The organism is Bacillus sp. UNC322MFChir4.1, from assembly GCF_000746135.1.
Classification (GTDB): Bacteria; Bacillota; Bacilli; order Bacillales; family Bacillaceae_G; genus Bacillus_A.
In genome coordinates, this window is the sequence record NZ_KN050813.1 from 98,871 (window position 1) to 112,748 (window position 13,878).

Genomic DNA, 13,878 nt, shown 5'->3' on the forward strand with positions numbered 1-13,878 from the left:
AGATAGCTTCCTATTTTTAAAATAGGAAGCTATTTTTTTATTTTCTTTATAAAATTGATTCATTATAAGTGTATACATTTATTGTTATTTATTCGTTGTATAAGTATAGGGAGGATAACTGATGAAAAAGGAAGATACACTCGCCTCCTATCTTATCAATTTAGGAGAGGAAGTGCTCAATCTATTACTAGCGAAAGGAGCAAAAAAAGAAGATGCTGAAGATATCATTCAAAACACTTTTTACAAAGTGTACACGCTGTTGGATGATCTAACTGAGAGCAATATACGTCCGTGGTTTTTTAGAGTCGCACTCAATGAATATATTGATTTAAAAAGAAAAAAAGAGCAGCAAAACATCTACTTAACCGAGGGAATTTATTCAAAGCTACAATATACAGACCGCGAATTTGACGCCATTTTAAATAAAGATGAGATTTTCTATTTATTAAAAGACATCAAAAATGAATACAAAGAAGTCTTCTTTCTAAAGTATTACTATGATTTTTCATATGAAGAAATTGCGACTATTTTGGATATTAAAGTAAGTAGCGTAAAGCAAAAATTATATCGTGCACGTAAATTTGTTCACTCAAAAATGGAGGGAAAACATTAATGGACACTTCATTAAAAGGGGCTTTAAAAAAAGCTAAACGAAAACAACTACTAAAAATCGTCATTACTTCAATTATCGTTGTACCTATTCTATTACTAATTTTTTATAAAGTTGGCAATTACTTTGCGGCGAAAAGTTCTACAAAACTTCACGAGCGACTCTTTTTACATAATGAAATTGCCGAACCTAATATTCAAACCAATTCTCAAGTTACGAGTAATTCCTCTATGTTTGGGGGTAATATTGTAACGAATCGTTCTAAAAATATTAATGGTTATTTAGTACAATGGAGCACACTGACAAGTTCGTATGGTTGGCTTCGTGTTAATATTGATCACAATGAGTTAATACCAGGATCCAATTGGTCCTATGAGTATGATAAACAAACTAAGAAGAAAGTGGCAAAATTTTATCACCCATCTATTCAAAAGTACTACGATGGTGTGCAAAATGAACTAGGGGCAATTTCACAAATGGAAAATCACGTTGCGGAAGTTGCGATTTCTTTTGATCGACCTTATACATTACAAGAAGTCCAAGCAAAGATTCCTGATAATTTAAACGTCGTATGGTTGTATATGACATCACCAATTGCAGATGAAAGTAAGGGACCTGCTGGTATGCCTGTTTATGGATTCGATCCATCTGATTCACCGAAAAAAGCATACAATAGCTTTATTGATGCGCTTAAAAAGTATGATGCGGATGGTGATGAAGAAACAATCCAAAAGTTTTTAAAATCAAATAAAAATAAACAGTTTGATGAAGTAAAAATTTTAGGAGTAATGTTGACTGGTCAAACCCAAAACTTTAAAGCCTTAGAAAATCAAGACTTTATTCGCGGCGCTTCTGTAGGGGCTACTGCGCAAATTGTCCCTTATATTAAACCAAAGAAATAATAAGCAAGAGACCAGATAAAGTGAAACTTTAATCAGTGGGGGCTTTCTTCATCCCCCACTGATTATCAGCCCTCACCAATCGGGCTTTTACGGGCAGTTATCCTCCACCTATCTTCTTCGATTCTCTCTCAATCTTGAGGTGGGGGTCTTACTGCCCACGAATAGCGGGATGAATATTTGGTCTCTTACTTATTATTAAAGAACAGAAAAAAGCCCTGAACGTTTCTATGCGCTGCCAGATCCTCTCGTCCCCCTTAAAAAAAGTTTTTTTACATCACCTTTTTCTAATAAACATACATCTTCATAATTATTTGCAAAAATTCAGTATCTTTGTCGTAATTATCCAAAAAAGTATATTCCCCTCTTCATTTGAGAGTGATATGATTAACAAGGGTATAATACACAATAGAAGGATGGATATGATGAAGAAATATGCACTACTAGCTTTACTTTCTTCTACTATTCTCGTAGGCTGCAATACTAGTGCGACTAGTGATAAACAGAAAAAAGATGCAGCTGCCGAGAAGCAACAGGAAACGAAGAAAGTTGAAGCGAAAACAGTCGACGTTCCCTTAACACAAGGGAATATAACATGGGAACCTTTTGCACCTGATGCGAAAAACACTGTGCTCTATATGAACAATTTAAAAGATGCGTTTAAGGAAGTACAATACCACGTTTGGCGCACTGCTGATGGCCCTGAAAGCAAACAAACATTTTCATCACATGAAAAAGAACGTAACTTTGCTTTCCCATTCCACTTAAAAGCTTTCAATTTGAAACGCGGAGAATATCAAATTGAAACAACAGGATTAAAAGAAGATGGCACACAAGTACCTCTTGCGAAATCTACAATTACATTCCAACAGTCTGTACCAATTCTCATGTATCATGCAATTGAAAAATACTCTGGACCAGGTGACGGTGAGTTAGGTTTGTATGTACCGCCAGAACAATTCGAGTTACATATGAAATATTTAAAAGATAATGGGTATACACTACTGACTTTTGAACGCTGGAATGATATAAATCGTGTCAATAAACCTGTCTTTATCACGTTAGATGATGGACGAAAAAATAATATGAATGCCCTTAGAATTTTACAAGGTTTAAAAGATGATAAATTCCAACCAGCAGCAACAGAGTTTATTGTTGCCAATGATATGGATGCACCAAACCGTCTTTCAAAAGATGAGATTAAAGAGATGGCAGGTTCCGGTATTTTCTCTATCCAATCGCACACATCTACTCATGCGATGATGGCTTTTTCTAACAATTATGATGAAGAACTACGCGTTTCAAAAGAAAAAATCGAAGGTGTCACTGGTAAGAAAATCATCGCCCTTGCATATCCAGTAGGTTCTTATAACGACCAAGCTGTTGCAGAAACGAAAAAACATTACGAATTTGCCGTAACAACAGATCATGGCAATCACCTTACAAAAGGTACACCAAACGAGCAATATTTAATTAAACGCCATTTTGTCGGACCTAAAACAACAATCGGTGAATTTACAGCATTGGTAAGAGAGCGCAATTAATGATCTACATACACATTCCTACTGCATAACAGCGACTTATATGTGGAAAAATGAATTTATATATCGTGAGGCTGTTTTATGAACAAGGCAGCCTCTTCTTATACAATTTAATTAAAGGACGCTTATACTATGAAAAAATATATTTCTACGATACTACTCTCTACTCTGTTCATCACTGGCTGTAGTAATACGACTCAAACAGAACCGAAAAAAGAATCAGCTATTTCAAAGCAGCAACCAGCTAAGAAAACAGAAGAGAAAATACAACCGCAAGGATCCATTTCGTGGAATCCAATTACACATGAATCAACAAACACCGTTATCAATACAAAAGATGTAAAAGATCCTCTGACAGAAGTGCAATACAAAATTTGGCGCACCGCTGACGGGAAGGAAAGTGGCAAAACATTTTCTTCTAAAGAAAAAGAAAATCATTTTTCTTTACCGTTCGATTTAAAAGAATTTGAAGGAAAACGCGGAGAATATCAAATTGAGGCAAATGGTGTAAAAGAAGATGGAAAAACTATTCCCCTTACAAAATCAGCAATTGTCTTTCAACAACACGCACCTATTTTAATGTATCATGCGATTGATGATTATAAAGAAGGAAGCGGTATTAAAGACCTATTTGTTTCCCCTGCCAACTTTGAAGCGCAAATGAAGCACTTAAAAGATAATGGCTATACACTTTTAACATTTGAACGCTGGGACGATATTAACAAAGTGAACAAGCCGATTTTCGTTACATTTGATGATGGGATGAAAAATAATTTAAACGCTTTTCATATTTTACAAAAACTAAAAGATAATAAATTCAAACCAACTGCAACAGAGTATATGATTACCGATTCCATCGATACAGAAGGTTCTCTATCGACAGCTGACATAAAAGAAATGGTAAACTCCGGAATTTTTTCTGTTCAATCTCATACCGCGACACATGCAGATTTACCGAAAATCACAAACTATGAAGCAGAGCTAAAAGGTTCGAAGGAGAAACTCGAAAAAGTTACCGGAAAACCTGTTATTGCGATTGCTTATCCATTTGGCCATGTAAATGATCAAGTTGTGGCAGAAACGAAAAAATATTATCAATTTGCGACAACAACAAAGCCTGGACAATTCATTACAAAAGGTGAATCAGATGAGTTATTACGCATGAAGCGTGTCCGTATTCATAACAATACGACTGTAGAACAGTTTGCGTTAGCAATTAAATAAGAAAATAGAACCCGATTGCAATCGGGTTCTATTTATAATTTCAGAATTTTCCTGTATTATGTATATAAGAAATATTTGAATAAAGGAGAATGCATATGTCATTTGAGCAAACGTTAGAAAAATATGCTTCACTCGCGGTAAATATCGGAGTAAATATTCAACCTGGACAAACGTTAAGTATTGGCGCACCAATTGAAGCTGCTCCGTTCGTTCGTCTTGTTACAAAAAAAGCTTATGAATCTGGAGCAAAACATGTATACGTTGACTTTGTAGATGAGCAATTATCACGCTTAAAATTTGATTTAGCACCAGAAGAAGCCTTTTCTGAATTCCCTGCTTGGAAAGCACGTGCACGTGAAGAACTAGCAAAAGAAGGCGCAGCATTTATGTCTATTTACGCAGAAAATCCAGATTTATTAAAAGGTGTGGATCCAAAGCGCATTGCGAGCGCAAACCGGGCAGCTGGAGAAGCGATGAAAACAGTTCGCGAATATATGCAAGCTGACAAAGTAAGCTGGTGTGTAATTTCTGTTCCAACAGTGGAATGGGCAGCGAAGGTATTCCCAGATGTACCAGAAGAAGAACAAGTGGCAAAATTATGGGATGCAATTTTCCAAGCTACTCGTGCGAACTTAGAAAATCCAGTTGAAGCGTGGAAAGAACATGACGATAACTTACATACGAAAGTACACTATTTAAACGATAAACACTATAAAGCACTATCCTACAAAGGACCAGGAACAGATTTAACAATCGAACTTCCTGAAAAACATTTATGGGTAGGTGCTGGCAGCATTAACGAAAAAAATGTCCCATTCATGGCAAACATTCCAACTGAAGAAGTATTTACAATGCCATTAAAAACAGGCGTAAATGGATATGTAGCAAGTACAAAGCCATTAGTGTACGCTGGAAATGTAATTGATAACTTTACGCTTACATTTGAAAATGGACGCATTGTAGACTGTAAAGCTGAAGTTGGAGAAGAAACATTGAAACATTTAATTGAATCAGATGAAGGTGCTCGATTCTTAGGAGAGATTGCATTAGTACCGCACAATTCACCTATTTCGAATACAAATATTTTGTTCTATAACACATTGTTTGATGAAAATGCATCTTGCCATTTAGCAATCGGTAACGCTTATGCCTTCAACTTAGACGGTGGTAAAACAATGTCAAAAGAAGAGCTTGAAGCAAACGGTGCAAACTCTAGTATTACACACGTAGACTTTATGATTGGCTCTGGCGAACTAGATATTGATGGTATTACAGCAGACGATACACATGAACCAATCTTCCGTAAAGGGAATTGGGCGTTTTAATACCCATAAAGAATCGCATCAACGGTTTCGTTGATGCGATTTTTTTTATAGCCCTAATGAAATATATTTAATTTCTACATACTCTTCAATTCCAAAGTGACCACCTTCACGGCCGATACCACTTTCTTTAAATCCACCAAATGGCGCTTGGGCAACCGATGGAAGACCGTCATTTAAACCGATAATTCCGTATTCCAGCGCTTCGCTAATTTGGAATGCTTGACTAATATTTGTTGTAAAGACATACGCTGCTAGGCCGTACGGCGTGTTATTCGCGCGCTCAATTACTTCTTCAGCTGTTTTAAATTTTGCAACAGGTGCAAGCGGCCCAAATGTTTCTTCTGTCATACATAACATATCATCATTCGCTTCGCCGATTACAGTTGGCTGAACAAAGTGACCGTTTAATTCCGCAACCTTTTGGCCTCCGTTCAGTACCTTTCCGCCCTTTTGAATGGCATCTTCAATATGTTCTTGTACTTTTTCAACAGCTGATTGATCAATAAGTGGCCCAACAGTTGTGCCTTCTGCAAAACCGTCACCTACCTGTAACTCTCCGACAGCTTTTTGGAACTTCTCTACGAAGTTTTCATATACATCTTCTTGAACAAACACGCGATTTGTACAAATACACGTTTGGCCAGCATTACGGAATTTCGAACCAATTACCGCTTCAACAGCTTTATCTAAATCCGCATCATTCATTACAATAAATGGTGCATGACCACCTAATTCTAGAGAAACTTTTTTCACTGTTTCTGCAGCACCGCGCATTAATTCTTTGCCAATTTCCGTTGATCCCGTAAAGGATACCTTTCTCACACGTCCATCATTCATCCATGTATCAGCAATTGCTTTCGCGCTTCCTGTTACAATATTTAAAACACCTTTAGGAATATCCGCTTCATGCGCAAGTTCAGCTAATTTTAACGCTGTTAATGGCGTTTGACTTGCTGGTTTCACAACTGCCGTACAACCAGCCGCTAATGCAGGTGCTACTTTTCTTGTAATCATCGCTGCCGGGAAGTTCCACGGCGTAATTGCTGCTATGACACCAACAGGTTGTTTTGTTACAAGGATTCGCTTATTCGGGTGAGAAGCCGGAATCATTTCGCCATATACACGCTTTCCTTCTTCCGCATACCATTCTACAAAACTATTTGCATAATTTACTTCACCAAGCGCTTCTGGAAACGGTTTTCCTTGTTCTTTTGTCATAATAGCAGCGATTTCTTCTTTATGCTCATCAATTAACGTAAACCACTTTTTCAACTTGTTCGCGCGCTCTGCTGCCGTTAACTTCGACCAAGTCTTAAACGCCTCATGCGCCGCATCCACTGCTTGCTTCGCCTCCGTTACTCCGCCCTTCGGAACAGTCGCAAACACCTCTTGCGTAGCAGGATTGTTAATTTCAATTTGCTCATGCAAATGAATCCACTCTCCATTTACGTACATCGCTTTCTTATCTAACATTGCCTTTTTATCCACTTCGTTCTTCCTCCTTTATAGTTACTATGATATACCTTTTTATGTAACCTAAAAAACAAGATGCTCGCAGCCTCGCAAAACACTACATAAACCCGCTCTCGACCACCCCAAAAAAGAAAGGTTTTTTATGTTGGTCTTCTCAAATCGGCTTCATCGACCCTTCTTCCTCTTCAATAAACCTCTTAATTTTCCTCGTCGCCGCAGACTGACTAATCTTTAGCGCCTCTGCTACTCTATAACTTGATCCATGCACTTTATACGCCTTTAAAATAATACTGCGCTCTACATCTTCTAACATTTCATACAAACTTTTCCCCGATTGCTCAATCGTCGACTTTTGCATAGATAATGGTAAATCCTCCATTGTCACAAGCTCATCTGCAGTAATGACAACACGTTCCATTACATTTTCTATTTCGCGGTTGTTTCCTTCCCACGGGTATTCTAAAAATGCATGCAACACATGCGGAGATAATGTCACGCTGCGTCCATACTTCTCATTAAAATGCTGCAAATAATAAGAAACAAGCGGTAAAATGTCTTCCTGCCTCTCACGTAAAGGAGGAATGTAAATAGGAATAACGTTTAGGCGATAATACAAATCCTTTCGAAACGTCCCCTGCTTCACCATCTCTTGCAAATTTCTATTCGTTGCAGCTACAATGCGAACATCTACTTTCTTTAATTCTCTGCCGCCTACTGAGCGAAACGTTTTTTCCTGTAATACTTGTAAAAGCTTTGCTTGAATTTCAAGAGGCATTTCACCAATTTCATCTAAAAAGAGCGTTCCTTTATCGGCCAGTTCTAAAATCCCTTTTTTCCCTTCACGATGCGCGCCTGTAAAAGAACCGCCTGCATATCCGAATAATTCGGACTCAATTAAATTCGTTGGCAATGCTGCACAATTGGTTTCATAAAACATTTCATTTTTCCGATGGCTCAGTTCATGTAAATGGCGTACCAATCGACTTTTTCCAACTCCGGTCTCTCCTAAAACAAGAACTGTACTATCGACTACAGATACCTTTTTTATTGTTCCAACTATTCTCTCCATAGCCGCACTTTTAAAAATAAGTCCTTCATGTTCATATGTTTCTCGTAATTCTTTTTTATACGTTTTTAATTGATCAGTCATCGCCTCTACCTGTTGACGCAATTGATAAAGCTCTGTTAAATCACGTGAGTAGCTAATGACCCTTCGTAAATTGCCCTGATCATCAAAAACTGGTCGCGTTCGAACATGTAAATACTCTCCCGATTTTGTCGTTTGCACAATTTCCACCGGCTTCTGTTTTTCAATCACTTCAAGAGTTGCTGACGGATAAAAAATCCCGTCCTTTTGCAGCTCTTTTACACTCTTACCAATTAATTGTTCCGCCGGTAACTGGTAATGTCTTTCACACATGCTGTTTACACGAACGACAATCCCTTTCTCATCAGTTACAAAAATTTCATCAAAAGCGTATTCAAATACATCTTTCAAATCCATAAACGCTCGTTCCTTTTCCGCCACCATCCCAGTCACTCCCTGAGGTTTAAATATTTTAAAAGTTTCATAACCCTGTCTCAAAACACCGCAGGGTTTACCTTTTAATAGGCATAATATGCAAACACGTCCAATTTATATAATGCTTTCTTATCATTATATAACAGGGAGCATAGGAACAGTGGCAAACAAGTTTTTAAATCGCAATTTAAACAGCTTCAAGTGTGGCCTCGCAGAACACTACATAACCCTCACTCGCTTCATCCTTATGTTTTAAACATGGCATGCGGCAGAAACAAGCCATGACCGCTACTACGCGCGGCCAGACCCTCTCGCCCACCTAAAAGAAAGAGGTTTTTACACGTGTGCTTTATCTACTTTCCCATAACAAGACTGAAGCGACTCCTCTAAAATCATAAGCCCTTCTTCAAGCTGCTCATCCGTAATCACAAGCGGCATTAAAACGCGCACGACATTTCCATACGCACCTGCCGTCAATAGCAGCAAACCTCTCTTATTTGTTTCTGCAATAAGATTAGTAGCTAGTTCTTTATTCGGTTCTTTCGTCATTTTGTCTTTCACTAATTCAAAGGCACACATCGCCCCTAGTCCGCGAACATCACCAATGCATTCATATTTTTCAGCCATTTGCTGAAAACGATCCATCACTACTTTTCCAATATGCACAGCTCTTTCATTTAAATTTTCTTTCTCCATTACTTCAAGAACCGCTAATGCAGCACTGCATCCTAATGGACTTCCAGCATACGTTCCGCCTAGTTCACCTGGCGCAGCCTCATTCATTACTTCTTTTCGGCCAATTACACCGCTAATTGGTACACCCGCCCCTAGCGATTTCGATACCGTAATTAAATCCGGTACGACATCGTAATGGTCAATCGCAAAATATTTACCCGTACGGCCAAATCCTGTTTGAATTTCATCAGCAACGAACAAAATACCATTTTCAGCACATAAACGGTGTACTTCTTTTACAAACTTTTTACCAGGAACGATAAAACCGCCTTCTCCTTGTACAGGCTCCATCACAACAGCAGCAATACTTTCTGGTGCAACTTCTGTGATTAAGAAGTTTTTAAATTCTTCAATAATGAAATCTTCATATTGTTCTTCTGTTAATCCAGCTGGACGGCGATATTCGTAAGGGAATGGCGCTTTATAAACTTCTGGTGCAAATGGACCAAATCCATTTTTATATGGCTTTACTTTACTTGTCATTGTCATCGTCATTAATGTGCGGCCGTGAAATCCTTTTGTAAAGGCAATAATCCCTGTTCGTTTCGTATACTTACGAGCAATTTTCACTGCATTTTCAACCGCTTCAGCCCCGCTATTTAAAAACAAAACTTGCTTATCAAAGTTACCCGGTGCGAGCGTAGCTAGCTTTTCTGCCAATTCAATATACGACTCATACATCATTACGTTAAAACCTGTATGGATATATTGATCGATTTGCTTATGAAGAGCTTCTGTAACGGCCGGGTGACAATGTCCGACGTTAATTGTACCGATTGCCCCCGCAAAGTCGATAAATTGATTTCCATCTACATCTGTCACAAGTGCCCCTTGAGCCGATTGAACAAATGTTTGAATGCCATTACTTACTCCTCTTGGGACAATATTTTGACGGCGTTCAAATAATGAAGCTGCTTTTGAACCCGGAATATTTTGATTTACTTTCGCAAAATTTGTTTTCATAATATCTTCCACCTCTTTTAGTCATTTGCTTTTTATAATGCAAGATGTGTGCCAACTTATAAATGTACGATTCTCTTATGTTTTCGTACGTTTTGACACAAAAATAAGTCATTAAAGACTTATTTCAAGTCTTTAATGACTTACCAAAAAGATTTCTATCTATATGTGGTACCGTTACACGCCCATCAGGCTAAGTTTTTAAACTACTAATATTTTAAGATTGAACTACCCCCACCTCAAGATTGAGAGAGAATCGTTGTCCAGCTCTAGCGGCTAGAATCTCCGGTCGTTTCGCCCCCTCGGACGAGGCAAAAAGCGCCTCTCCGTCTTGGGCTCCAACGTCCTGCGATTCTGAGCGAGCCGCTTCCGCTTTTCTAAGGAAGATAGCTGGGGAATAACTGCCCGTAAAAGCCGATTGGTTCAACTAATAATCAGTAGGGGATGAAGAACCCCCCCTACTGATTAAAGTTTCACTTTATCCTAAAACCCTATTGTTCTCTTCCTTTATGGGACCAAATCACAACAGGTATGAGAATTAAAGATAAAAACCCTCCGCTCAAAGCTAATGTAGCATAACTTGTATTCGCTACTATTATTCCTGAAAGAGCACCGCCAGAAGCCCCTGCTAGTGCAATAAAAACATCGAGTGTTCCTTGCGTTTTTGCACGTGTTGAAGGATCCGTAGAATCAACGATTAGAGCTGTACCACTGATTAAACCAAAATTCCAGCCCAATCCAAGTAAAGAAAGAGCAAGTACTAATAGAACCATTGAATCCATCGGCGCGAATGCTGCTAATAAACCAGCAAATAACAATGTAGTACCAGCAGCTATGCTCATGACTGTTCGACCTATTTTATCTACAAGAACACCTGTGACAAGTGAGGGGAAATACATAGAACCTACATGAAACGCAATCACAATTCCGATTTCAGTTAAACCATGACCATGATGTTTCATATGAACCGGTGTCATAGTCATAATTGCAACCATTACAATTTGCGTAAGAACCATAATTGTGGCACCGACCGCAAGACCTCTTTTATTTACTGCTTTATCAACGGGATTTGAATCATTTTCATACTCAAATTCCTTTTTATAAGCTAATATCTTTTTGGAAATATCTAATGGATCTGGGCGAAGCATAATAAACAGTACAATACCTGCTAAGATAAATGCTGTAGCTGATAAAATGAATGGACCTGCAAGTGCTGGAACTCCAATAAAAAGAGCAAAATCTCCCATAATATTCACTAAATTTGGCCCTGCAACAGCCCCAAATGTTGTCATAACCATCGTAACACTAATAGCAGTTGCTCGTTGTTTTTTATTCGCTAAGTCAGTCCCAGCATAACGAGCTTGTAAATTTGTTGCTGTACCTGAACCATAAATCAATAGAGAAGCAAATAATAGAATTATATTATTCATCATGGCTGCAATCACAACTCCAATTGCACCGAGTCCGCCGACAATAAAACCGGTTGCGAGACCTGTCCGACGTCCATAACGTTGAGAAAGTCTTCCTACAATTAAAGCTGCGCATGCTGAACCTAAAGTATATAAAGCTGCTGGAACTCCTGCATAGGCATCAGTTCCAAGCATTTGTTGTGCTAACAGGGCACCTACAGTAATTCCCGCCGCTAAACCAGCCCCGCCGAAAATCTGTGATAGGCTCACAACGAATAACACTCTTCTATATAATTTTTTTAGCTTTTCTGGAGAAGTTATGTAACTCTCGATTGAATCTTGTGCTTTATCGAACATTTATGAACACCTTCTTTACATCTTGCTGATTAAAACGTAACAGCTTTATCAGCTAGTTCGTAAATAACGTAATTTCCAACCGCTTTGGGCTAGATAAACTTTTTCCTACTCTTGCAAACTCTTGATATTATAAATCTTTTAAACTTCGTTCATTAAGCATGTAAAATCCCCCGAACTATTCAATTAATTAATTGAATAGTTTGAGTGTAATCCTACATATAAATCTTTGTCAATTCATCCGTTTTCATAACTACTCAGCTACCTCCAGATTTTAATGATTTGATATTTCAATTTTTAAGTTCACCTCCGCAAATATTCATTAACGCTGGGAATAAAGAAAACTGGAAGTGAAATGTATGAACCGAAAAATAATTTTAGATGGTTATGGAAAAACTTGAGCAATTACATACAAAAACGCCATCCTTTCCTATAATTCTATAGAAAGAATGGCGTTTTTCTTCATTTGATTATGAATAACATCCACGGTGATACATCACTACTATTTTCTTTTATTAATCATCATCTCTAGCATGATCTTATCCATATTCGGTGAACCTTCATTTCCTAATCGGCAAAAGTTCTCGATTGTTTTATCAACATCTGTTTCGATAAATCCATCTGTAGCAGAGATACACATTCCTTGTGAGGCTAACAGTGCAGATTGTACAGCTGCGCTTGAACAAGTTGCTACTTTCATCGCACATCCTGCTTTTGCTCCGTCACAAAGCATCCCTGTTACATTTCCAAGTGTATTTTGGATGGCATACTTTATCTTTTCAATATCTCCGCCTAATAAATACGTAATAGCAGCCGATGCACTTGCACCAGCAACTGTTACACCGCAAAGTGCAGACAAACGCCCAAATTGATTTTTAATGTAAATCGCTAATAAATGGCTTAACGTAACAGCACGAATTAACTCTTCTTCAGAAGCATTCAATTTCTCACCTGCAGCTACTACAGGCATCGTTACGGCAATCCCTTGATTACCGCTTCCTGAGTTAGCCATTACTGGCATTGTCGAACCCGCCATACGCGCATCTGAACCAGCAGCTGCTAACGCCATCGCATGAGTTGTTAAATCATCTGATAGAATTCCTTTTAATACATTTGTCTTTAATGTTTTTCCAACTTGTAAGCCATATTCATTCGACAGACCATCTAATGCCACATTACGATTCAGTTCAATACTCTTTTTTACAAGTGCCAATTCCATTACATCTACAGTCGTAACAAATTCATATATTTCCGGAATCGTTAGTTCATCACGTTCTTCTTCAGAAGTGGAAAAGTTTGTATTTCCACATCCATTCTTATAAACAAGCTCTCCATTCGCTTCTACTAATGCGATAAATGTGTGATTATCATAAATAATAACTCTTGTATATCCCGCGTCAGTCGTAAGCTTCACTTCAATGTATAGCTTTTTAGACGTATCTGCTAATTCTACAGACACCTGCCCCGCTTCTACTAAAGAGATTGCTTGTTCTTCATCTTCTTCTGAAACTCCGGCTAACACTTCTAAACCTTTTTTACTATCTCCGGCTAACACACCTAAAGCAGCAACAAAGTCAATTCCCGTAGCCTTCATTCCTGGTATACCAACCGCCATTGCATTTTTAATAACATTTGTACTTGCAAATACTTCGATGGACTGTATGTCACCCTTCATATAATCTCTTGCAGTAGCTGCGGCTAACGCAATCGACACTGGTTCTGTACACCCTAAAGCAACGACTAATTCTTTCTCTAACACACGTAACATACTATTCTTGTTCACAAATTACCCCTCCTGTCTTTCAACTACTCATTATGTAAAATAA

Annotated in this window: 10 protein-coding genes and 1 pseudogene; 5 read left to right on the plus strand and 6 right to left on the minus strand. The window is 38.1% G+C overall.

The annotated features are described in order from the left end of the window. Positions 1-121: 121 nt before the first annotated feature. The 5 genes from BR72_RS23490 (at position 122) to BR72_RS23510 (ending at position 5,599) form a co-directional block, all read left to right on the plus strand. Complete coding sequence (locus BR72_RS23490) at positions 122-613, plus strand: RNA polymerase sigma factor (RefSeq protein ID WP_035437739.1); 492 nt, start codon at positions 122-124, stop codon at positions 611-613. Further along, complete coding sequence (locus BR72_RS23495) at positions 613-1,512, plus strand: sigma factor regulator N-terminal domain-containing protein (protein WP_035437741.1); 900 nt, start codon at positions 613-615, stop codon at positions 1,510-1,512. Before BR72_RS23490 ends, BR72_RS23495 begins: the two co-directional genes overlap by 1 nt. A 422-nt stretch (positions 1,513-1,934) precedes the next feature. Further along, entirely contained in the window at positions 1,935-3,053 is a 1,119-nt protein-coding gene (locus tag BR72_RS23500; RefSeq protein ID WP_035437795.1) for a polysaccharide deacetylase family protein, read from the plus strand. A 129-nt stretch (positions 3,054-3,182) separates the two neighbouring features. Continuing rightward, positions 3,183-4,274: a polysaccharide deacetylase family protein gene (locus tag BR72_RS23505; protein WP_035437743.1), complete on the plus strand. Its 1,092-nt coding sequence runs from the start codon at positions 3,183-3,185 to the stop codon at positions 4,272-4,274. 95 nt (positions 4,275-4,369) lie between these two features. Next, positions 4,370-5,599 (plus strand): aminopeptidase, encoded by a 1,230-nt coding sequence (locus BR72_RS23510; protein WP_035437744.1) that lies wholly within the window; start codon positions 4,370-4,372, stop codon positions 5,597-5,599. 45 nt (positions 5,600-5,644) lie between these two features. On the opposite strand, the gene BR72_RS23515 is transcribed toward BR72_RS23510, so the two are convergent. The 6 genes and pseudogenes from BR72_RS23515 to BR72_RS23540 form a co-directional block, all read right to left on the minus strand. Continuing rightward, positions 5,645-7,054, minus strand: coding sequence for an NAD-dependent succinate-semialdehyde dehydrogenase (locus BR72_RS23515; RefSeq protein WP_371261888.1), 1,410 nt, complete (start codon positions 7,052-7,054; stop codon positions 5,645-5,647). Between the two features lie 172 nt (positions 7,055-7,226). Continuing rightward, entirely contained in the window at positions 7,227-8,603 is a 1,377-nt protein-coding gene (locus tag BR72_RS23520) for a sigma-54 interaction domain-containing protein (protein ID WP_035437746.1), read from the minus strand. Positions 8,604-8,930: 327 nt separating this feature from the next. Further along, positions 8,931-10,292 carry a 4-aminobutyrate--2-oxoglutarate transaminase gene (gabT, locus tag BR72_RS23525; protein ID WP_035437747.1) on the minus strand — a complete coding sequence of 454 codons (1,362 nt, stop codon included), beginning with the start codon at positions 10,290-10,292 and terminating at the stop codon, positions 8,931-8,933. Between the two features lie 488 nt (positions 10,293-10,780). Then, positions 10,781-12,055, minus strand: coding sequence for an MFS transporter (locus BR72_RS23535; protein WP_035437749.1), 1,275 nt, complete (start codon positions 12,053-12,055; stop codon positions 10,781-10,783). A 70-nt stretch (positions 12,056-12,125) separates the two neighbouring features. Then, a pseudogene (locus BR72_RS27700) lies at positions 12,126-12,215 on the minus strand (ArsR family transcriptional regulator); the annotation flags it as partial. A gap of 339 nt (positions 12,216-12,554) precedes the next feature. Then, on the minus strand, positions 12,555-13,835 hold the full coding sequence (locus tag BR72_RS23540) for an L-cysteine desulfidase family protein (RefSeq protein ID WP_035437750.1): 1,281 nt from the start codon (positions 13,833-13,835) through the stop codon (positions 12,555-12,557). Between the last annotated feature and the right edge of the window lie 43 nt (positions 13,836-13,878).